We start from the raw sequence: 22,364 nt of genomic DNA on the forward strand, positions 1-22,364 counted from the left end.
GTCATTCACGAAGATTCAACCTTCACTGTTTTGTGCACTGAGTGTCATGAACGTACGGACAAGCTGTTTTCTCCGCTTCGTCTCAATCTCTGTCTCATCGAAACACATCGGCTTTGAATTAATTTCAAACAAAACAAATCCCCCTTGTTCTTTGGGAGCGAGGTCAATGGAAAACTCCCCTACATAGCCAAACGATTTGGCCAGTTCCTCCCCGCATGTTTGAACGATCCTCGAAATTTCTTTTTTTGTTTCTGCATCTGCCACTTCCTTCAGGGAAATGATTTTGCCACCGGCAGGTACATGGGTGGTGACTTCCTGACGCTGGGACATGCGTACCCCGATACCGATCAAGCGGAAATCATCACCCGTGTGAAGGACTAATATGCGAAAGTCGAAACGGTGTTCGTGCACTGTTTTACAAGGGACCGCTTCCTGCATGATCCACTCATTGCCCATAAACCATTCGTTATACGTTTGATGAAGGCGGGAGATCGATACGAACCTCTCTATTTTCTTAATGCTTTTACATAGGACTCCGCCTCTGTCATCCAGTTCAATCAGGCGAATCCCTTTTCCTTGCGAAGCGAGAGCGTGTTTAACATATACTTTCTGATGAGTGGTCAAGAAGCGTGAAAGGGAGGCTTCATCGGTAACCAGCTCGGTCTGCGGCAAATATGCTTTGAGCTCATCATTTTTGGACAACAGCTCGTAGATTTCCCATTTATTAAAGAAATGGGGATTGAAGAATGGAATCCCATGCTTCTTGATAAAACGAAGAAGCTTTTCGTATGCTTGGTTTTGCTCTGCATTCCTTGATGGGACCCGGTTATAAATGACGTTTGGAACGGGGAACAGGCATCTTACCCATTTGTGTAAAACATGATTATACATGATCCCCTCTATCGAATCACCCAGAACATCCTGGGGGGAGAAGACGAAACAGATTCCTCCAGACTGCTCGACGTCCTGTTGTATCGACCGGAATAATTCAAAGTTTCCCTTATATTTGTTTTTTCCTTCTTTACTTGAAACGATGCCGACTAAGGGGATCGCGGGACGATTCCTCTTTCGGTGAGAGATGGTAAAGGTATAGCATTGATTGGAAGCTTTCGATGATAAGAGAAAGGAATCCTTCGCAAATCCATAGGTAGTAATGGGTTCTTCTCCGTGAAAAAAGGTCTTCTTCATCCGGTCGTAAAGGATGTTCATGGTATCATTTCCTCGGGATGATCCAAGCTTTGGTGGGTGAGGAAAATACCAAATGACAAGGCGAGTTTCCTTGTTAATAAATCAAACCTTTTTAAGTCAGGATGTGAGAATATCGATCTGCCAGGCTTTGAGTTTGCTTCAAACATCCAAATGCGATGGTTGTCGTCCACACCGAAATCAAAGCCTATTTCGCCGATGAATCCTTCAAGATTCCCCTCAATGGCGTGTGACAACAATAAAGCCGCGTCCTTTAAAGCCTCCTCAATGGTTTGTCTTTCCTTTTCTTCCCTGAATAGTTCTGAAAGGACCCTCACTTCTCCACCATTGTTCGCATGTGTCGTCACACTTCCCGTCCCCGCCACTTTTCCCGCCATTGCACTGACTTGCCAGTTTCCTTCTTCGTCTTTATTTGTATGGACCCTGAAGTCGATGGGACGATTATTCTCTTTCAGTAACGAGATTCCCTGTTGGACGATGAAGGAGTCCAGGTTTCTGCTTTTGAATATTGTATTGGCCAGCTGCTCCAGTGATTTAAACTTAAGTAAGCGGTTCTTCTGATCACCGTCCCTGAAACGGCAGTAATACTCTTCTGTGGACCGGTTATGTGTGATTTTGTGTATTCCCTTTCCGAGACTCCCGTTTTTAGGCTTTAAATAAATATGGTTATAGGAGGAAAGCATTCGCTCCATTTCCTCAAATGATTGGAACGGCCTGGTTTCAGGAAGGAAGTGTTGAACAGTCAGATCATTTTCCAATCTCTCAAAAAGGTCGAGTTTATTGAAGAATCCTGGATTATACCACGGAATGCCGTATTCTCTTTCCAGTCTCTCCTTCAGTCCCTGATAGGTTTTCCGCTTTTCACTCTGCCTGTTTGGAAGTCTGTCATAAATCACATTCGGGAAAGGGATTTCTTCCGTTTCCCATCCTTCTCCAAAATGAAACAATCCTTTAATGAGCCCATTCTCCCAATCAATATGCTGTTCTCCAAATACAAAGGGGATGACTCCCAGGGAAGATTGAACCGACAGTAGCTTCTTGAAGAAGTGCGAGCGTTGTCCGATGGGGCTTAATCGGAAACTTGTGAATCCCGCAGTGAATATTCCAATCAGGACCCCTGCGTGTACACATTCGTCTTTACAGTAGAGGGAAAGGGAATTCACTTTTGATGGAAGGTGCAGCTTTTCAGCTAAACGAGTACTGATCCCCATTACGTTCCGGCCATTCGGATGGCGCCTGCAGCTGGCAGGTTGTCTTCTGGTCCCGAGTATCACGGTATGTGGAAAGGTATCTTCCCCGGTTTTGAACCCGGACGGAAGGTAGAGGATGCTTTCTTCATCTTGGAAGTATTCGACCTTGTATGCATGGAGCATTAGAAATCACCTCGCCTTAAGGATGATAGAGATTGTGAGGATAGAAAGTCACAATAATCTAAAGGTGCCTGATATAATGTTGATAACTTCCCGGGATGTAATGCATCCACTACTTTATGCCCCGGCTTAGAGTTCAAATCCAGGATCCATAGGGAATGATCATCCCCGATAATGAGGTCGACCCCGATTTCAAAAAGAGGGGAAAAATGTTTTTCAAGAAGTATAGGGACTTCTTCCAAAATGGATGTAAGTTCTTCGTCGATAAAATCCCATGCATGTGAATCCTGGCTATCCTTCCACTCCTTGTAGGAAAGATAGGAAGCACCGCGGCTGATATTCGTCAGGATCCCATTCTCTACCCCTTGACGGATTGCGCGTTGAAATTCCCTCCATTCCCCGTTGTGATCTTTATTCAGGAGAATGCGCATATCGAAAGGGGCATTTCCTTTCGTCAGGTTTGGCAGCCGTTTTTGACAAATGAACGTGTGAACCTTGAGCATGTGGTCAACCCATTTTAAAAAGACATCTTCATTTGGGAATGATTGTTCTATGATTCCTTGCTTTTTGGTGGTGCGAACGACAATACTCTGTTGATTGAAAACGAGATGGTAAACGGCAAATCCATGGGCCCCGTCGACAGGTTTGATTATTATATCTTTATGTTTGAGGAGGAGATTTAATAAATGTTTTCCATCGGCTACTAAGGATGTTACAGGGATATAGGGGGCGAGGGAGGTCTGTTTCAGCTTTTCATAAAGATGCCATTTGTTTGGTAATCCGTAACCAAGGAAACGGATATGCTTCTGGTTCTTTAACCATTGAACGACGGCTCTCGCCTGCCGGGACTTCATATCTTTCTGATAATACGTTCTGTCATAGATGTACTCCGGGATTTCAAAGGCATCTTTTTCCCATTCCCCCGTCATCCTGTCGAAGTGAAATCCTTCCACGGTTTCGTTCAAAGGAGATATTCCCTGTGGAGAAAACAGGTAAAGGTCGATTGGATATGAAAGGGACTGCTTAGCGATTTCGAGAAAATATTCATTTTTCACTTCAGGAGTAAGGGTCATGATGCCTAATGAGTGATTCATCGTATTATTCCTCCTTATTTGTCCAGATGGCCAAACTATATTCATAAAGTGCTTTAACTGAAGGACGAATCCTGTCGTTTTCTAAGTAGGTCCGTTTAGAAGGCTTGGAATTGATTTCGATCAGCCATGGTTTTCCCGACTGATCAATGCCGATATCGATTCCGAGTTCTGCGAAATGTCCTTCCATGCTATCGGCAAGAAGCGTTGAAGCGTGTATACATAATTCTTTCATCCCTTTCATGATAGCCAGGCTCTCCCTGGGAGAAAAGATCGTTTGCAAGACCGAGAGAGGTTTTGCAATCCGTCCGCCCTGGTCGACATTTGCCACGAATTGATCCTGTGAAGCAATTCTAGCAACCGATGAGACCAGCTCCCATGCTTTATTCCGATTCTGATGACAGAGAAAGCGAAAATCCAAAGGCTGTCCTTCGAACGTTAGAAAGGGAATCGTTTCCTGAACCAGATAAGAACGATTGCACCATGCCTTAAGCTGTTTGTACAAAGCAGGGTAGGTGGGGAAGTTGAGGGGATTCTCAGTCGAAAATGAATTCTGCTGCATATGATATCCATCGTCTCTTTTTTGGATACGCATGATGTAGCGTCCCTTGCTCCCATTTATCCCTTTCACGAAAACATCTTGATACAGGGTAAGCATTTTCTCCAGGGAATCAATTCCCTTTACGGTTTCGGGCAGGTGTGGAGAAAGGACGGGGCTGTCTTTTAATGCATTGTATACCTCATCCTTGGACAAAAAGCCGGAATTGAAAACCTGGATGCCCCGGTCCAGAGTGCGGCCAAGAGCACTTTGAAAGGAAGGGGACCGCTCTATTTTTCGTGAGTGACATCGATTGTATAGGACATGGGGATCAGGTAGAAGACCGGTTTCCCAATCATTTCCGTTATAATAAACACCTTCCCTTTTATTCCCGGCGAAGGAGGAAAGGGGAAGCAGATAGAAAAATCCACCTTTTCGTTGAAACCATTCCTGACACTCTGTAAAATATTCCTTTAAAGAATGGGAATGGATGGTTGCGAGCGTAGGTTGATTGAGTAAGAGAGCCGCAACCGGTCCCATATGGATCATCCCGGCATCGATGGAAATCCATATATTTTCCAATATCGGGATGGCTGCGAATAATGAATCGGATGTATCCAACATAATCTGTAAAGAATCTGTTTTTGTTCCCATGCATGTCACGTCAAGAAGGGAGCTGCCGCATTTCAACGTCATATGTCGTTGAAAAGGGAAGCGGTCCATCCATTTGTCTGGGATATATAAATGATGATGGTCCTTCGTGTGTTGATGAGAAACAAATGAACATTTTATCTTCATCCGGCATTCCCCGTTTGCATAACCCGTTAGATTGACTTTATAATAATTTATTGGGCTAATGTTGATATAGCATTCTATGTAAACATAGGCAAAATGTTCAAACGAGAGAAGTAGAAAAGGAAGGTGCACTCATGCTAGATGCTTTCATCCTGGTATTATTCATGGTAATCGTTGGGGCCCTTATTGGGGGAGTCACCAATTCACTTGCAATAAAAATGTTATTCAGGCCTTATCGGGCATACTATATCGGAAAATTCAAAGTCCCATTTACACCGGGACTGATCCCAAAACGCAGGGGAGAATTGGCAGAGCAACTCGGGAAGATGGTGGTGGACCACTTAATCACCCCTGAAAGCCTTCAGAAAAAAGTGATGAATGAAGACTTCCAAAAGGATGTGACCCTTTGGCTATCCGAAGAATTGCAGCCGGTCTTCACATCCGACAAAACGGTGAATGAGTGGCTGGACACCCTCCAAATCCCCGTTTCCTCCGATCGACTTAATGAATGGCTTGAGGACTGGGTCGCAGGAAAGATCAAAGATACGAAGATGTCCTATACATCTATGAAACTGGAAGAGGCACTTCCTGAGAGGTGGCAGGAAAAGGTTTCAGAAAGTATACCGAAGCTTGTCGACTTCATTGCAAATAGGGCGGAAGCGTATTTCACAAGCCCGGAAGGAAAAATGAAAGTGAAGATCATGATTGATGATTTCCTCAAAGAACGCGGCATGCTAGGAAACATGTTGGGCATGTTCCTGGGCAACACCTCGGTTGCAGATAAAGTGCAACCGGAAATCGTCAAGTTCATTAAGCATGAAGGGACACAGGAAATCCTCTTTAACCTGTTGACCCAAGAGTGGTCGAAGCTGAAACAAATGAAACTGGAAGAGTTCATCGACAGATTGCCGGAAGAGGACCTCATCCAGACTGTCCAATCGTCACTTGTCAAACTCGTCAACATCGACGGTCACCTCTCCAAACCGCTCAGGTCTTGGCTCGAACCGCACAAGCAAACCTTCTTCGACATACAGCTTCCGAAATGGGTGGATAGAGGGACGGACCTCTTATCCAGGAAGATTCCGAACCTCATGGAGAAGATGCACCTTCAGCATATCGTCCAGGAGCAGGTTGAATCCTTCTCTGTCGGCAGGCTCGAGGAACTTGTCCTCGGCATTTCGAGGCGGGAATTCAAAATGATCACGTATCTCGGTGCTTTGCTCGGCGGTGTGATCGGGATCATTCAGGGATTGATCGCCCTTTTCATATCCTGATAAGGGTCCTGCCTAGAAATCAACCCCATTGTTTGTTATAGTGAGGGAGACTGAAATTTTAGGAGGTACGTATTTTGGCTATTAACTTATACGATCAAGCGAACGAACTGGAAAGCGCATTGCGTCAGAGCGATGAATTCCTGCAACTGAAGAAAATGTATGATGAAGTAAACAATGACGAATCTGCCAACAAGATGTTTGAAAACTTCAGAAACATTCAAATGACACTTCAACAAAAACAAATGAGCGGTGAAGAAATTTCTCAGGAAGAAGTGGAGCAGGCTCAAAAAACAGCTCAACTTGTTCAGCAACATGAAAAGATTGCAAAGCTTATGGAAGCTGAGCAACGCATGAGCATGGTGATCAATGACTTAAACAAAGTCATCATGAAGCCGCTTGAAGAACTTTATGGTTCAATGCAAAAATAATCGTGTTGAAGAGGGACCGACTTCCTGATGGGAGCCGGTCTTTTTTTGTTGGGCATTCCACCCCCTTGGCATATTTGTCTCCCATCCTTCATAAAAGTAGAGAAAGGGAGTAGACAACATATAGGGGGGACACCAATGATGATCTATCGAATGCTGGCTTTGAATATTGATGGCACGATTGTAAATGAAAACGGAAAAATTGCGAAGGAAACGAAGGAAGCAATTGAGTACGTTCAAGATAAAGGGGTTCCGGTCACATTGGTTACAAGCCGGAGTTTTGCTTCTGCTAAGAAAGTAGCCAAAGCCCTGAAGCTTGAAAGCCCGATTGTTACACACAGCGGCGCCTATATCGCAGGCGAGCTTGAAAAACCGCTGTATGTGAAAAAAATTGCGGAAGATATTACGTATGAAATCTCTCAATTCCTTGAAGGCTTTTCATGCCAGGTACACTTGTCCCATGAAAAGCGATCCATCGTAGGCAAAACCAGTACCGGGGCACGTGAGATGGCAAAGGTCTCATGGCAAAGAGAATCGAAATTACTTTACAGCAAACAGTTTGTGGACCGGGTGAGTGATCACCTGTTGGAGAATCCGATGGCAGTACCGAAGATTTCGGTTGTGATGGAACACAGGGAAGACGTATGGGACGTTGTCGCTTCGTTAAAAGGAATGTATGAGGAAGTGGACGCAATTCCGACGTCAGACTATAAACTGGATATCGTTCCCAGGGGTGTTTCAAAGCTCAGGGGATTGATGTATCTATCTGAGCGTCTCGGAGTGAAGAAGCATCAAATCGTGATGGTCGGATCCGGCATCGATGACATTGATTCCATGGAATGTTCGGGTCTCGGTGTTGCCATGGGAGATGCACCACGTCAAGTGCGGGAAGCGGCGGACTGGATCACACGCAGTCAGGTTGAAAAAGGGATTCCGTACTTTGTCACTGAGTTATTCCGTAAACAACATCCCATCCCATTCCTGAAAAAAATGAACATCATAAAATCGTGACTCAAGGAACACCCCGTCATTCCAACAGGAATACGGGGTGTTCTTCTATTGGGAGGGTTCGGACCATTGACCATTCCCACCCCTTTCTGTACACTTATAACAGCTTATTAGTTATATGAAAGGTGATTAGAACGTGAATGTTTTGATAAAAGGAATCGAGGATGAGCGTTTTGAACGTCCCCTGCGATTGATAGCGAATTTATTCTTTGAAGAGTCTGCCATTCACTTCGGTGATTGTGATGAGGCCGATCTTCAAGTCCATATAGAACTTTCTTCAGATGACAAGATAGAGGCGGAAGCTGTATTAACGAACTTCAAAGGACAATCATACACTGCACGTTATGTGCACGACTGGGTACCTTATGAAAATGAGAAAGAGCGGTTCAAACAGCTGAAAACGGCTGTTTCCCATGTGTACTTAAATGTTCTTCAAGATTTGACGGGGATCAGGCAAAAATGGGGCATCTTGACGGGAATCCGTCCCACGAAGCTGATTCATAAACAGATGCAGCTTGGGATGCCCAAGGAAGAGATTCATGAGAAATTAAAAAAAGAGTACCTGATCACGGATGAAAAGATCCAGCTGATGCAAAACATCGTTGATCGTCAATTATCCGTCGTGCCTGATCTCTATGACCTTCAGCAGGAAGTGAGCATTTATATCGGCATTCCGTTTTGTCCAACCAAGTGTGCTTATTGCACATTCCCTGCCTATGCGATTCTCGGTAAACAGGGGAGGGTAGATTCCTTCCTGGCGGGACTTCATTACGAAATCCAGGAAATGGGACGTTGGATGAAAGAAAACAATATCAAGATTACGACCATCTATTATGGCGGGGGTACCCCTACGTCCATCACAGCTGAAGAAATGGATGCTCTTTATGAAGAGATGTACCGCTCCTTCCCGGATGTGGACAAGGTAAGGGAGGTAACGGTGGAGGCAGGGAGACCGGATACGATATCCGAAGATAAACTCGAAGTGCTCAATAAATGGAACATCGACCGGATTTCCATCAATCCTCAATCGTACACCCAGGAAACCTTAAAAGCGATCGGGCGACATCACACGGTGGAGGAAACAATTGACAAATTTCATTTATCCCGTGGTATGGGAATGAATAACATCAATATGGACCTCATCATTGGTCTTCCAGGGGAGGAGCTTCCGGAGCTGCAGCATTCCTTGGACGAAACAGAGAAGCTTATGCCTGAATCCTTGACGGTTCACACCCTGTCCTTTAAGCGGGCGTCCGAAATGACAAAGAATAAGGACAAGTATAAAGTGGCGGACCGTCTTGAAATTGAGAAGATGATGAATCTTGCGGAAGAGTGGACGAAGGAGCATGGTTATGAGCCTTACTACTTATACCGTCAGAAGAACATTCTCGGCAACCTGGAAAATGTGGGATACGCCCTTCCAGAGCAGGACAGCATCTATAACATCATGATCATGGAAGAAGTCCAGACCATCATTGGAATCGGCTGCGGGGCGGCAAGCAAATTCATCGATCCGAAAACCGGAAAGATCACGCACTTCGCCAATCCAAAAGAACCGAATGCCTATAACCTTGGTTTCAAAGAGTACACAGAAAAGAAAATCAAGATCTTGAATGATTTATTTTCATAAACGGAAACACGTCACTTCATCATGAGTGGCGTGTTTTTTATTAGGCTCTATTTGTAAAGCTTGTTGCTACTTAAGGTAGCGAGTGGTGGTTGATTTCCGCTGCAGGTGCTCGCTTTCCGCGGGGCGTGAGTTGAGCCTCCACGGGCTTTGCCCTGTGGGGTCTCAACTGTCTAGCTACAGCGGCTAGCCCCTCGAGGTCATAAGCTAAATGGACCAATAAGGCAAAAAGCGCCTTATCGGCCCATTCATCTTATGCTTGTCGGGGCTAGGCGAGCCGCCTCCGCTTTTTGTACTTTCCCGCTATTCCCGTCGGAGTCGAGCACCTGCAGCGAGGATCAACTTTCGGGGTATGGAGGTCTAGCCTACTAGGATACACATCGAGAAAACATCGTTTTGTATCGTGTGCAGTGACCAATTGCAGCTAATAGTATGATCCAAATTTATAGATTTTTTAACCTGTAAGCTCTGTCACGGTATCTCTTTTAGATGGTGAGGGGAACGGCGTAGACTCCTGCGGAAAAACGGACGAGACAAGACCCCGCAGCGAATGCGAGGAGGCTTGGCTGTTCGTCCGCCGGAAAGCGAAGCCGTTCCCATCACCATCTATCGCCCTCACTCATAGACAGAGCTTTGGCAGTCCCTTATTTAAGAAAACATCAATCTTTGTCTAAAGAATTTTTTATTATGGCTTCCGTTTCCTTGCTCATTACAGGAATATTTCAACCCGGCTTAGAGGAGATATCATCATGAAAGGAGAATTAGTAAGATAGACATAGAAAATCAGACATTTTTTGTAAACGCTTACTATTTTGAGGGGAGAGATCGAATATGATGCAAACACCTCTGCTATTGACACAAATGATTGAACGAGCCGAAAAGTATTTTCCTAAGAAAGAAATCGTATCCCGGACAGAGTCGGGGATCAACCGCTTCACATACAAACAGTGGGGTGAGAGAACGCGGAGGCTGGCAAGCTCCCTGTCGAAACTCGGTGTTGAAGAAGGAGACAAAGTCGGTACACTCGCTTGGAATCATCATCGTCATCTGGAAGCGTACTTTGCGATTCCTTGCAGCGGAGCCGTATTACATACAATCAATATCCGCTTATCGCCACAACATATCGTTTACATCATCAATCATGCCAAGGATCAAGTATTGCTCATCGACCCGGACATCGTCCCGCTCATTGAAAAGGTGAAGGACCAGATCCCTACGGTTAAAGCCTTCATCGTCATGACCGACGGAGAGTTACCCGAGACGACCCTCGAGCCTGTGTATCATTATGAAAGTTTGTTGGAAGAGGGGGATCCATCGTTTCAATTCCGCAACGACATTGATGAAAATGCCCCTGCTGGAATGTGTTACACGTCGGCCACGACCGGAAATCCCAAAGGAGTCATCTATTCCCATCGGGGCATCGTGCTCCATGCAATGGCACTCGGGCTGGCTGATACAACAGGCGTAAGTGAAAGGGACGTTGCCCTGCCGGTGGTGCCGATGTTCCATGTGAACGCCTGGGGACTCCCATTTGCGTCGGTTTGGTTCGGTAGTAAGCAGGTTCTGCCGGGACCATATTTCACGCCTGGACTGCTTGCCGGGCTCATGCAGGATGAAAAAGTCACCATTTCCGCAGGGGTACCGACGATTTGGCTTGGATTACTCAATGAATTGGAGAAAAATGAGTATGATCTCTCAAGTCTTCGTTCCGTTCTGTGTGGGGGATCGGCAGCTCCTAAAGGGATGATCCGGTCATTTGAGGAGAAGTTCGGCATCCCGTTCATGCATGCTTATGGCATGACTGAAACAAGCCCACTCGCTGTGATTGCAGCATCGAAAAGCTATCATGACGATCTTTCTGCCGAAGAGAAGCTCGACTTGAAAGCGAAGCAGGGGATCCTCGTACCTGGATTAGATATGAAGATCGTCGGAAAAGACGGGGAAGTGGCATGGGATGGTACTGAAATGGGTGAGCTTGCCTTAAGGGGTCCCTGGATCGCTTCTGAGTATTATGAAGATGAACGTACCGAGGATGCCTTCAGGGATGGCTGGCTGTATACGGGGGATGTCGTCACCATAGATGAAGAGGGTTATATCAAGATCGTTGACCGCACGAAGGATCTGATCAAATCCGGTGGGGAATGGATTTCTTCCGTCGATCTTGAAAATGCCCTCATGGCCCATGAGCATATCTTTGAAGCTGCTGTGGTGGCAGTGCCCCATGAGGAGTGGCAGGAACGTCCGATTGCCTGTGTCGTTTTAAAGGAATCCGGGAAGGGCAGTGTGACCAAAGAAGAAATCATGGAATTCCTGAAGCCTCAGTTTGCGAAATGGTGGCTGCCGGATGAGATACTGTTCCTGGATGAAATCCCGAAAACCTCTGTTGGAAAATTCTTAAAGAGGGCTCTAAGGGACCAGGTTCAGGATCAGATGAAACAAATCTAATTGAGACGGGAGATCGGCACTATGTCGATCTCTGTTTTGAATTATTGTACTTTTCTAAATAATCATTCTGCGCTATGCTAATAGAAAGGGGAGGGATTTTTTTGACAGTGTCAAATCAATACGAAACAGTAAAACTACATAAAGATGGGAAAGTGGCGAGGGTTCATTTGAACCGGCCGCAGTCCCTGAACGCATTGGATGCCCGGCTTATGGAAGAATTGCTGGCTGCTTTGAAGGAAGTGAAAAGTGATCCAACGATTTCATTATTGATCCTGACAGGGGAGGGGAAGGGATTTTCCTCCGGGGGAGATATTAAGTCCATGCTTTCATTAAGTGGGGAGGAGCAGTTTTCACAGATCATGGATACGATCAGTGAACTGGTGATGACCTTATATTCCATGCCGAAAGTGGTCCTGACAGGCATTCACGGGGCTGCGGCGGGGCTTGGGTTGAGCCTGGCTCTGGCTTCTGATTATATCCTTTGTGAAGAAGATAGTAAGCTCGCCATGAACTTTATCGGCATCGCTTTGATCCCGGATGGAGGAAGTCATTTCCTTCTGCAGGAACGCCTGGGGGCGCACAAGGCAAAACGGTTGATCTGGAATGGGAAAGTATTTGAAGGACAGGAAGCCCTAATGAAAGGGCTCGTCGATGAAGCCATACCTTCAGGGAAATTGGAGGAAGGCATCGCACGCTATACCAAACAGGTATTAAGTGCGCCGACGAAAGCAATGCTGAAAACGAAAGAAGTATATGTGGAGTTGAACAAAGAAAGATTGCAGCAGGCACTTGATCTTGAGAAGGATGGTCAGTGGCTCATGCGCCAGACCTCCGATCACCAGGAAGGCATCCGCGCATTCGTGGAGAAGAGAAGACCTGAATTCAAGGGTGAATAATGGAAAACGGGAATCAGTCTTAAAGGCTGGTTCTTTTTTGTCGTTGCATAAAAAATGCATTACAGCCATTGAAGTCTGTAATGCAAGAGGTCATTCTACACATGAAACAGCAAGAGTTTCCCAAGTGGGGACGTACAGCGATGCGTATGTTCAGCATAGCCTTTTTCCTCAAGCATGGTTTCTCCCATTTTCTTCGCTTCGCTGTCAGAGGAAGCTTCGAATGATTCATCCAGGATTTTTTTGCCGTCTTTCTCGAATACCGTCAGTTTATATACTTTCATTATGTAATACCCCTTTGTACTTGAAATGATGTTCTTCTTTATTTTTTCATACTATCATTTTTTTGTGAAGTCTAAATAGTTTGATAACGAAAAAAAGAATGGAAAATGAAACCTTTTATGGATAGAATCGTAGAGTACTAGAGAGATAAGTGAATGCCGGATTTTTATTAAAGGGCAACAGGAGGGGAAACAAAAGATGAGTTTGAAATTACAACAGGTGACCAAAAGGTTTGGGGATTTCACGGCGGTAGATGAGCTGTCACTTGAAATTCCCCCAAGTGAAATGTTCGGGTTCCTTGGGGCGAATGGAGCCGGAAAGACGACGACCTTCCGAATGGTGTTGGGATTGTTGGATGCAACAGAAGGCAGGATCACGTGGGACGGCAAGGGGATTGATTATTCCACCAGTCCGGAAATCGGATATCTCCCGGAAGAAAGGGGACTTTATCCGAAAATGAAGGTGAGTGATCAAATCGTCTATTTGGCACGCCTCCGGGGAATGGAAAAGAAGACGATCCTGAAAGAGTTGGATTATTGGCTGGAGCGATTCAACGTTCCTCAATATCTCAATAAAAAAGTGGAGGAACTCTCCAAAGGGAATCAGCAAAAAATTCAATTTATCGCATCGGTCATTCATAAACCGAAACTATTGATCCTTGATGAACCATTCAGCGGTCTTGATCCCGTGAATGTGGAGCTGTTGAAGGACGCCGTCAGGGAAATCAAGAAGAATGGAACGACCATCGTGTTTTCAAGTCATCGTATGGAGCATGTGGAGGAGCTCTGTGAAAGCTTGTGTATCATGCATAAAGGGCGTCCCGTGGTACATGGCGGACTGAAGGAAATCAAACGTTCCTTTGGAAAGAAGAATGTCGTGATACATGCGGATTTCGACCTTACCTACCTTAAGGACATGCAGGGAGTGACAAAGCTTAAAGAAACGACGGAAGGAGTCCTGCTCCAGGTGGAATCCGAGGCTGCTGCCCAAGGAGTATTTCATGATGTCGTCCAAAAGGGCTTCCTGCGAAAATTCGAGCTTGAGGAACCTTCACTGAACGATATATTTATAGAAAAGGTGGGAACCTCTTATGAATAATTTCTTCTTGATCCTCGGTCATTCCTATATGTCAAAATTGAAAGCCAAGTCTTTTATCATATCCACGATCATCATTGCCGCTGCCCTTGTCCTGCTGGCCAATTTCGACAGCGTCATCTCGAGTTTCACGGATGATGAAGGGAGCAAGGTAGCGGTTCAGGATCAAACGGGCAAACTATATGAGCCCCTCCTAGAGCAGCTGGAGACAATGAATAGTGAGATTCAATTAAAGCCTGCCTCGGAGTCAACAAAGGAAATCGAGAAAAAAATAGAGTCGGAAGAATATAAAGGTTTACTGGTCTTAAGTGAAAGCAGTGATGGGCTGCCACAGGCCCTGTATAAATCAAACTCGTTATCGGAGTCTGCCGTGGCCGGAGAATTGCAGGCAGCCCTGCAAAATGTGAAATCCTCCCTTGCTGCGGGTAAGTTGGATCTGTCCGGCGAGGAGCTGGCCTTATTAAGTGCCCCGGTTGATTTCGAGAAGGAGGCACTCCTTGAAGGGGCCAAGTCTGAAGAAGAACTGAGTCAGGCAAGGGGAATTGTCTACGTCTTATTATTCTTTATCTATTTCTCTGTGATTGCCTATGCCAATATGACGGCGATGGAGGTCGCCACAGAGAAAAGCTCCAGGGTCATGGAAATCCTCATATCAAGTGTGTCACCGGTCAAACAAATGTTTGCCAAAATCATTGGAATCGGTCTCGTTGGTTTGACTCAATTAGCGGTTATCCTTGGTGTAGGTTATTTTACCCTGATCCGCAAGAAGGATGAACTGGTAGGGGGATTCTTTGAAGGATTCGGATTTGAATCCCTATCACTCAGTGTCATCATTTATGCGATCATCTTCTTTCTGCTTGGATATTTCCTGTATGCAACCCTTGCAGCCCTGCTTGGATCCCTTGTGAGTAGGATTGAAGATGTCCAGCAGATGATCATGCCGATGACCTTTCTCATCATGATCGGATTCTTCATCTCCATGTTTGGCCTTGGTAGTCCTGAATCGGGCTTTGTAACCGTAACTTCATACATTCCCTTCTTCACTCCGATGGTCATGTTCCTTCGTGTCGGGATGCTGAACCTGCCGGTGTATGAGCCAGTCATCGGGATACTCGTCCTGATTGTTTCCATCGCATTGCTGGGGGTATTCGGTGCACGTGTCTATCGTGGAGGGGTGCTACTATACGGTAAGTCCAATTCATATAAAGATATAAAGAAAGCAATCGATTTAACATCAAAGAAATAAGTGGAGGGCTGTCACCTTTAAAGTGGCAGCTTTTTTATATGAAACGGATAAAATGTGAATACATACTGAAATCTTCCCCGGTTTTGGGATATAATGAATGAATAGCAGAACGTATATTCGTAGTGTTGAAGGAGGGGACTTCATGGAGAACATACGGTTTTTTCATGTAGCAGACTTACATTTGGACAGTCCATTTACAGGGCTGAAGCATTTACCGACAGAATTATTTGAACGAATACATAATAGTACCTTTGCTTCATTCGAAAAAGTGGTGAAAGAAGCGATTGCAAGAGAAGTAGACTTTATGATTCTCAGTGGGGATTTATTTGATGAAGAAGACCGAAGCATCCGTGCCCAGGCTAAACTAGTGAAACAATTTCAAATCCTACATTCACATGATATCCCTGTATACGTCGTCCACGGAAATCATGATCATCTCGGCAGCCGTCGATTAGAACTGGATATGCCGGATAATATACATATTTTTCACGAGGAAACCGAAGTGAAACAGCTTACCACCAGGAATGGTACCCTTGTTGATATCGTGGGGTTCAGCTATGGAACAAGGCATATCCGGGAAAGAAGGATCGGGGAATATCCTAAAGGAGGCGCAGGGCGTTATACGATCGGGATCCTGCATGGAAGTGAAGGGAGCATGAATTCATCTCATGAAACGTATGCCCCTTTTACGCTAAATGAATTATTGGAGAAGAATTACCATTACTGGGCACTCGGGCATATTCATCAACGCCGGATTTTGCATGAAGAGCCTTATATCGTCTATTCCGGGAATATCCAAGGCAGGCACCGAAAGGAGACCGGTGCAAAAGGATGCTATGAAGTCTTACTTGATGAGTATCAGACAGAGCTGTCGTTCATTCCCACCCATGATTTGCTTTGGGAAACATGCGATGTATCCCTGCATGGTATAGGGAGGTTTGGTGAGGTGTTTCAGCGCATCCAACAGGCAGTGGAAACCATACATGAAGACAGCTTGATTGAAATCGTCCTAACGGATGAAGATTCGCTCCCAGAAGATATGATGAGAAAGATTGACAATGGCGATCTCCTGGAGGCGCTGCAATCGGATATAGAAAACCATGGGGAATTGAAATGGATTCACTCCATACGCCGATCTCCCGCCAGCACAGCGATAAAGGAACGGGATCCCTTTCTTCAGGATATGATTTCAACCCTTGAAAGCCTTGAAGGGGAAGAGTGGAAGGAAGTCTTGGCAGAGTTGTATGAACATCCGTCGATCTACCGATTTCTTGCACCGTTGGAGGACGAAGGGAAGAACGATTTAATAGAAGAAACAAAGCACTTACTGAAAAGTGGGGGTGAAAGAAATTGAAGCTGATGGAACTTCATATATACGGATATGGAAAGCTTGACAACAAGCATTATACACTTAGCGACCTTCAATTATTCTATGGAGAAAATGAAGCGGGTAAATCCACGATCATGTCATTCATTCATAGCATCCTATTCGGTTTTCCGACGAAACAGCAATCTTTGTTGAGATACATTCCAAAATCATCGACCGAGTATGGTGGGAAAATCCTTTGTCACGTGGAAGATCAGGGAATGGTGAGCATTGAGCGGGTCAAAGGGAAGGCAGCGGGAGACGTATCCGTCCAATTTGAAGATGGGAGAGTGGAAGGAGAAGAAACCCTCCAACAATTGTTGGGCAAAATGGACCGGTCCACCTACCAAAACATCTTCTCATTCAACCTGGAAGGCCTTCAGAACATCCAGCGACTAAAAAAAGAGGAACTGAACCGATATTTATTCGCAGCGGGATCTACAGGGACGGACCTTCTTTTGAAGCTTTCCCAGGATTGGCAGAAAGAAAGGGAACAGCTGTTTAAGAAATCAGGTAGGAAACCGAGGATCAATGTAGTGCTTTCTCAACTAAAGGACCTTGAAAAACGAGTGAAGGAAGGGAAAGAGAAGAATGATCAGTACCTGCCGCTCATAGCGAGACGCAGATCCCTGGAGGCGGAAATATCGGACTTGGAGAAGAAAAAGGAGCTTCTCTCTGATAAGAGAGAACATCTTATTTCCGTAAATGAAAATTGGGATACCCTTGTCCAATTCAATGATGTCGAAAAGCGCCTCTCCCAGCTGAAAGACCTCGAATTCCCTCCAGACGGATTAGAGCGAATGAACGAGTTGAAGATCGAAGAAAGACAAACATCAGCCTATCTTGAGACCCTGAAAAGCAAACAAAAGAATCTACAGGAAAAGTTGGAATCGAACGATCTGGACCTTTCATTAAGAGAAGATATTCCGTTTATGGAGGAACTATTGTCCCGTCAATCCTCTTACTTGAAGTGGAAAGAAGAGAGCGGGGAGCGAAGCAGAGAATTAAGAATGCTCCAAAGTAAAATCAGTGACACCATCCGGGAATTAGGGCTGCAGATTGAAATGGAAAATATCCCGTCATTAAATACAAGCCTGATGATGTCTGAAAACATCCAGCAGGCTTTGGATCATCAGACCAAACTCCTTCACGAACGGGAAAGCCTGGATCGGCTTAAAGAAGAGGAAATGGAAGAACTTCAAATCATTGAAAGAAAATGCGAAAACTTAGAACAACGATTAATGGAAGAGGATGAATATCAAGAGTTACAACGAAAGGTCAAGGCTCTAACCGGCAAGAATTCTACGAGGGAGCAGATGGAATGGATGAATCTGCAAGTAAAGGAGGCAGAGGAAAACTATAGCCGAAAAAAAGCTACCTATTCGAATCAGATGCTGTTCAGTGGTGGAGCATTGCTGATTGCAATGGGATTCGGTTTATGGGGAATGTTCTCCGGCAATTGGGTCATGGCAGGTATGAGCTTGCTTGTTCTGATGGCTATCGGTGGAACCATCTTTCAATCGAGGAAGAATGTAAGGACAGAAACCGACACCCTTGAAAAGCTTAAGGAGCGAGCCAAAGACATTCAACCGGAGAAAACCGGGACCCTGGATACAGCAGAACAAAGCCTTTTGGAACAAATGGAATTTCGCAACGAATGGAAGCAGCGGGTCTTGTCGTTGGAAGAACAGGAGCTGAAGGTACAGAAGCTTCATGAGAAAAAGGAAGAGCTTGAGAAAGCGATCATCTGGGGAGAAGAAAGGATGGAAAGCCTGAAAGGGGAATTATCCTTACCTTCCGATTTTCATTGGAAGTGGCTACGTGATGCATTTGCCAAGATGAAAGAAATCGTCTATTCATATGAAACATATAGCCATTTATCCGCTGAAGAGGCTTATTCAGAAAAGAAGGTGAAAGAATTCACTGAAGAATGCCGGGGTTGGTTTCAACGCCATGCACTCCTGTTCACGACAGTGGACGAAGCGCTGCTTCAATTAAAAGGGATGCTGCAGGATCTGGAGAAACGGCGGCTGGTAGTCGAAAATATTGTTGCAGAGTTAGAACCTTTATCTATGGATATCGAAAAACATTCCATAGAAATTGAAAAAATCCGACATGAAATACAAGAGCTTATCCTTGTAGCTGGTTGCTCCGAGGAAATGGAATTCAGGGAGAAGGCTATGAAGGTTCAGGAACGAAGCAAACTTTGGTCTCAATATAAGGGGATGAAAACGAGATTGACCCAAAAAACCCTTGATACGTTCCTTGAGTTTCATTCATTGGAAGAAAGCAGAAAGGAATCGGCCCGGGTCTTACAATCCATCGAAGAGTTGTCAAAAGAGCTGTCCGCTCTGCAAAAAGAACTCGCCTCCCTTTCGTATGAAATTAAAACGTTAGAAGAAGGCAAGAGCCATTCCGCCATCCTTCAAGAATTCCAAAGCAAAAAAGCCGAGCTGGGGGAGCTGGCCTTTGAATGGTCTACGTATACATTGGCAGGGGTTTCGTTAAGAAAAACAATGGAGCTATATCAAAAAACCAAAATGCCGAAAGTCATAGAGCTTGCAGAAGAAAACTTCAGGAAACTGACGGAAGGGCATTATCAGCGCATTTTCTTACTGGATGATGAAATGATCAAAGTGGAGAGGATGGATGGGACCATCTTTGATGCAATCGAACTCAGTCAAGGGACGAAAGAGCAGCTATTTATTTCAATCCGCTTTGCCCTCATTCAATCGATCGGTGATAAATATCCATTGCCTGTTTTGATTGATGATGGGGTAGTCAACTTTGACCTGACCAGAACAAAGGCATTTCTTTCGCTCTTAAGGAAAGTGGCAAGGGACCATCAAGTGTTATTTTTCACCTGTCACCCCCATATCAAACAATCGTTCACGGATGAAGAGATGATTGTGTTAAAGAGGAAGGAGTCGATCCAGACTTCCTGAGTACAAAAATATGATATACTGAAACTACTTTTATAGTGAACGGAGGAGAACAGATGTCAGGTATTACACATTTCAGCGTAGGTGAGACGATTGACTTGCCATTATTAATCAAGCAAATGACAAAGGGTACCACAAATACAGGAAAGCCGTTTCTTACGCTGATCCTGCAGGATAAGAGCGGAGATATGGAAGCGAAGCTCTGGGATGCTTCTGAGCAGGATGAGAAGGCCTACCAGCCTGAAACGATCGTTAGGGTCGTCGGGGACATACACAGTTACCGCGGGAAGAATCAGCTGAAGATCAAACAGATCAGACCCGCTTCCCCGGCGGATGGCTATGCCATTTCAGATTTCCTGGAAACGGCGCCGGTGAGCATAGATGAGATGACGAGCAAGATTACACAGTATATCTTTGAAATGAGAAACCCGAATATCCAGCGCATCACAAGGCATCTGATCAAGAAATATCAAAAGCCTTTCCTTGAATATCCGGCAGCTACGAAGAATCATCACGAATTCGTATCCGGCCTTGCCTATCATGTGGTCTCGATGCTGGATCTTTCGAAAGCCATTGCCGGACTGTATCCTTCCCTGGATTCGGACCTTCTCTATGCAGGGGTGATCCTTCACGATTTAGGGAAAGTCATCGAGCTGTCGGGTCCTACCTCGACAACGTACACGATTGAAGGGAATTTGATCGGGCACATTTCAATCATGGTGAATGAAATCGGGAAAGCAGCGGATGAACTGGGAATCGAAGGCGAAGAGGTCATGATTCTTCAACATCTCGTGTTGAGTCATCACGGGAAAGCCGAGTGGGGAAGCCCTAAGCCGCCACTCATCCGGGAAGCAGAGATCCTTCACTACATCGATAATGTCGACGCAAAGATGAATATGCTTGATCGGGCCCTACAGCGGGTGAAGCCGGGTGAGTATACGGAGAGAGTATTCGCACTCGACAACCGTTCATTCTATAAACCAACCTTTCATAAATAACAAAAAGAATCCGGTCCATGGACCGGATTCTTTTTTTATCATGCTGTCATGTTTTCTTCCCCGCCCACATATAGTGTAAATAAAAGAGGACAAACCTATAAGGAGATGAAGCAAATGACCCTGCCTATTTGGATGTACCTTGTTGTAGCTGGAATTTTCGGGAGTGCCTTTATGACGATCAAATCGGCGAAGGAAGAAAAGACGCTGGAAGATGAATGGATTGAGAAAGAAGGAGAAGTGTATATTCATCGAATGGAAGAGGAAAAAGAGAAGAAGCGTCAACTGACGTCTTGATCAAATGATAAAAAAGGACTGATGGCTTAAGGTAGCCGTCAGTCCTTTTTGGTTATTCCTGTTTTTCCGTTGCCGGAGCTTCGCCTTCAGGTGCTGGTGTTTCTCCACCCTCAGGAGCTGCAGGAGGATTCAGTACTTGATCGAATGATTTTTTCAAATCTTTATCTTTGATGTTCAGATCAGCTTTTTCGATTTCAGCTTTCATCGCTTCCTGGATTTTCTGAGGATCCACTTTGGAAAGCTTTAATTCTTTTTCGATTTCCTTTTTCATTTCGTCAAAGGATTTCTTTTCTTTTTTATCAGTCACTTCGATGATGTGATAACCATATTCTGTTTTGATAGGTTCACTTACTTTGCCTTTTTCAAGGGTATCCAGTGCCTTTGAGAATTCAGGGACAAAGTTTTGACGACCAGCGTAGTCTACCCATCCTAAGCTTCCGCCGTTTTCAGCAGAACCGGGATCTGTGGAGTACTCCTTGGCAAGATCTTCGAATTTCGCTCCATCAGCCAATTTTTGCTTCACTTCTTTGGCTGTTTTTTCATCTTCTACGAGGATGTGGCGGACTTTAATTTCAGGCTTCCATTTCTCGTAGTAGTCTTTGACTTCTTTATCTGTTACTTTCACATCGGAAATCGCAGCTTTTTCTTGAAGCAATTGTAGCTTCAGATATTGTTTGAACGACTTTTCGTCCAAATTATATTGTTGTAAGAACATATCGAATTGAGGTCCCAACTGATCTTTCGCTTCATTCAGCTTTTGATCAACTTCCTCTTTTGACACGTCATACTTGTCTTCAAGGACTTTCGTATATACCAGTTCCTGAAGGGCCTGTTCCATTTGTGGAGTGAATTTTTGCTTCATTGATTTGTAAAGTTCATCTTTTGTTACATCTCCGGCTTTTGTTGTTGCAACAACGTCACTGTTTCCTTCAGCTTCGTCACCGCTGCACCCTGCAAGTCCTACGACTCCCGCAGCCAGTGATACTGAAATGATCCATTTTTTCATGGTGACCAACTCCTACAATAAATTCGTTTGATGGCTTGTCAAAATCTACAAAACATACTATAACACACTTCTTCCATTTAAAAAAATATTTTCCAAACTAATCTTCAGAAAAATGGGCATTTTACACACCCATTTCCTAGGTACTTTCATATGATAAGAGCGAAGAGAGAAAAGGAGGTAATAAATATGAGCTGTGGATACAATTCCGGATTCGCGTTAATCGTAGTGCTGTTCATCTTATTAATCATCGTTGGTGCCGCATATATTTACTAAAAAAATTAAAATTATGACATTAGCCTAAAACATATGGCAGCTAACTTGAATAAGATAAAGTAGCGCTTCAAAGGAGGTGGAAAGTTATGGGTCACGCATACGGCGGAGGTTTCGCGTTAATCGTAGTACTGTTCATCCTGTTAATCATTGTAGGTGCAGCATGGCTATAATTTAGCCTCAGGGTTTAGGT

The 22,364-nt window shown here is 44.8% G+C and carries 20 protein-coding genes; 14 read left to right on the forward strand and 6 right to left on the reverse strand.

The window, feature by feature from the left end; all coding sequences use genetic code 11:
• Positions 1-15 precede the first annotated feature (15 nt).
• From P8596_RS07705 to P8596_RS07720, 4 genes are read right to left on the reverse strand one after another with little or no spacing between them, the layout of a single operon-like run.
• Positions 16-1,209 carry a YheC/YheD family endospore coat-associated protein gene (locus tag P8596_RS07705; RefSeq protein WP_254653537.1) on the reverse strand — a complete coding sequence of 398 codons (1,194 nt, stop codon included), beginning with the start codon at positions 1,207-1,209 and terminating at the stop codon, positions 16-18.
• Positions 1,206-2,579, reverse strand: coding sequence for a YheC/YheD family endospore coat-associated protein (locus tag P8596_RS07710; protein WP_254653538.1), 1,374 nt, complete (start codon positions 2,577-2,579; stop codon positions 1,206-1,208). The genes P8596_RS07705 and P8596_RS07710 overlap by 4 nt, the downstream gene beginning before the upstream one ends.
• Positions 2,579-3,670 carry a YheC/YheD family protein gene (locus tag P8596_RS07715; RefSeq protein WP_279726532.1) on the reverse strand — a complete coding sequence of 364 codons (1,092 nt, stop codon included), beginning with the start codon at positions 3,668-3,670 and terminating at the stop codon, positions 2,579-2,581. The genes P8596_RS07710 and P8596_RS07715 overlap by 1 nt, the downstream gene beginning before the upstream one ends.
• 4 nt (positions 3,671-3,674) lie before the next feature.
• On the reverse strand, positions 3,675-5,003 hold the full coding sequence (locus P8596_RS07720; RefSeq protein WP_279726533.1) for a YheC/YheD family endospore coat-associated protein: 1,329 nt from the start codon (positions 5,001-5,003) through the stop codon (positions 3,675-3,677).
• Positions 5,004-5,134: 131 nt separating this feature from the next.
• Here P8596_RS07720 and P8596_RS07725 point away from each other — a divergent pair, with 131 nt between their 5' ends.
• The 6 genes from P8596_RS07725 (at position 5,135) to P8596_RS07750 (ending at position 12,675) form a co-directional block, all read left to right on the forward strand.
• Complete coding sequence (locus P8596_RS07725) at positions 5,135-6,274, forward strand: DUF445 domain-containing protein (RefSeq protein WP_254653541.1); 1,140 nt, start codon at positions 5,135-5,137, stop codon at positions 6,272-6,274.
• A gap of 74 nt (positions 6,275-6,348) precedes the next feature.
• The gene (locus tag P8596_RS07730) at positions 6,349-6,702 is read left to right on the forward strand and encodes a YlbF/YmcA family competence regulator (RefSeq protein ID WP_034763247.1); all 354 of its coding nucleotides are present in this window, start codon (positions 6,349-6,351) and stop codon (positions 6,700-6,702) included.
• A gap of 135 nt (positions 6,703-6,837) precedes the next feature.
• Positions 6,838-7,710: a Cof-type HAD-IIB family hydrolase gene (locus tag P8596_RS07735; protein WP_347815205.1), complete on the forward strand. Its 873-nt coding sequence runs from the start codon at positions 6,838-6,840 to the stop codon at positions 7,708-7,710.
• Positions 7,711-7,843: 133 nt separating this feature from the next.
• Positions 7,844-9,337, forward strand: a complete 1,494-nt coding sequence (locus P8596_RS07740; protein WP_061811537.1) for a coproporphyrinogen III oxidase — start codon at positions 7,844-7,846, stop codon at positions 9,335-9,337.
• Positions 9,338-10,165: 828 nt separating this feature from the next.
• Entirely contained in the window at positions 10,166-11,779 is a 1,614-nt protein-coding gene (locus P8596_RS07745) for a long-chain fatty acid--CoA ligase (RefSeq protein ID WP_279726534.1), read from the forward strand.
• Positions 11,780-11,880: 101 nt separating this feature from the next.
• Positions 11,881-12,675 carry an enoyl-CoA hydratase gene (locus tag P8596_RS07750; protein WP_061811354.1) on the forward strand — a complete coding sequence of 265 codons (795 nt, stop codon included), beginning with the start codon at positions 11,881-11,883 and terminating at the stop codon, positions 12,673-12,675.
• A 95-nt stretch (positions 12,676-12,770) separates the two neighbouring features.
• Here the strand turns inward: P8596_RS07750 and P8596_RS07755 are convergent, their stop codons facing one another.
• The gene (locus P8596_RS07755) at positions 12,771-12,956 is read right to left on the reverse strand and encodes a YhzD family protein (protein ID WP_034763288.1); all 186 of its coding nucleotides are present in this window, start codon (positions 12,954-12,956) and stop codon (positions 12,771-12,773) included.
• Between the two features lie 196 nt (positions 12,957-13,152).
• Between P8596_RS07755 and P8596_RS07760 the strand changes: the two genes are divergently transcribed.
• The 6 genes from P8596_RS07760 (at position 13,153) to P8596_RS07785 (ending at position 20,895) form a co-directional block, all read left to right on the forward strand.
• Positions 13,153-14,052 (forward strand): ABC transporter ATP-binding protein, encoded by a 900-nt coding sequence (locus tag P8596_RS07760; protein WP_079534389.1) that lies wholly within the window; start codon positions 13,153-13,155, stop codon positions 14,050-14,052.
• The gene (locus P8596_RS07765) at positions 14,045-15,295 is read left to right on the forward strand and encodes an ABC transporter permease (RefSeq protein WP_061811352.1); all 1,251 of its coding nucleotides are present in this window, start codon (positions 14,045-14,047) and stop codon (positions 15,293-15,295) included. Before P8596_RS07760 ends, P8596_RS07765 begins: the two co-directional genes overlap by 8 nt.
• A gap of 142 nt (positions 15,296-15,437) precedes the next feature.
• A complete protein-coding gene (locus tag P8596_RS07770) occupies positions 15,438-16,649 on the forward strand; it encodes a metallophosphoesterase family protein (protein ID WP_279726536.1) in 1,212 nt (403 codons plus the stop codon).
• Between the two features lie 5 nt (positions 16,650-16,654).
• On the forward strand, positions 16,655-19,606 hold the full coding sequence (locus P8596_RS07775; protein ID WP_279726979.1) for an ATP-binding protein: 2,952 nt from the start codon (positions 16,655-16,657) through the stop codon (positions 19,604-19,606).
• Between the two features lie 53 nt (positions 19,607-19,659).
• A complete protein-coding gene (gene yhaM, locus P8596_RS07780) occupies positions 19,660-20,601 on the forward strand; it encodes a 3'-5' exoribonuclease YhaM (RefSeq protein WP_034763296.1) in 942 nt (313 codons plus the stop codon).
• Positions 20,602-20,715: 114 nt separating this feature from the next.
• Entirely contained in the window at positions 20,716-20,895 is a 180-nt protein-coding gene (locus P8596_RS07785) for a sporulation YhaL family protein (RefSeq protein ID WP_034763298.1), read from the forward strand.
• Between the two features lie 52 nt (positions 20,896-20,947).
• Here P8596_RS07785 and P8596_RS07790 read toward each other — a convergent pair whose 3' ends face one another.
• A complete protein-coding gene (locus P8596_RS07790; protein WP_279726539.1) occupies positions 20,948-21,901 on the reverse strand; it encodes a peptidylprolyl isomerase in 954 nt (317 codons plus the stop codon).
• 186 nt (positions 21,902-22,087) lie between these two features.
• On the opposite strand from P8596_RS07790, the gene P8596_RS07795 reads away from it, so the two are divergent.
• Together P8596_RS07795 and P8596_RS07800 are read left to right on the forward strand one after the other, a co-directional pair.
• A complete protein-coding gene (locus P8596_RS07795) occupies positions 22,088-22,174 on the forward strand; it encodes a YjcZ family sporulation protein (RefSeq protein ID WP_034763301.1) in 87 nt (28 codons plus the stop codon).
• A gap of 86 nt (positions 22,175-22,260) precedes the next feature.
• Positions 22,261-22,344, forward strand: a complete 84-nt coding sequence (locus P8596_RS07800; protein ID WP_060670486.1) for a YjcZ family sporulation protein — start codon at positions 22,261-22,263, stop codon at positions 22,342-22,344.
• Positions 22,345-22,364 lie beyond the last annotated feature (20 nt).

This window comes from Rossellomorea sp. DA94 (genome assembly GCF_029834455.1).
In the GTDB taxonomy this organism is placed as follows: Bacteria; Bacillota; Bacilli; order Bacillales; family Bacillaceae_B; genus Rossellomorea; species Rossellomorea vietnamensis.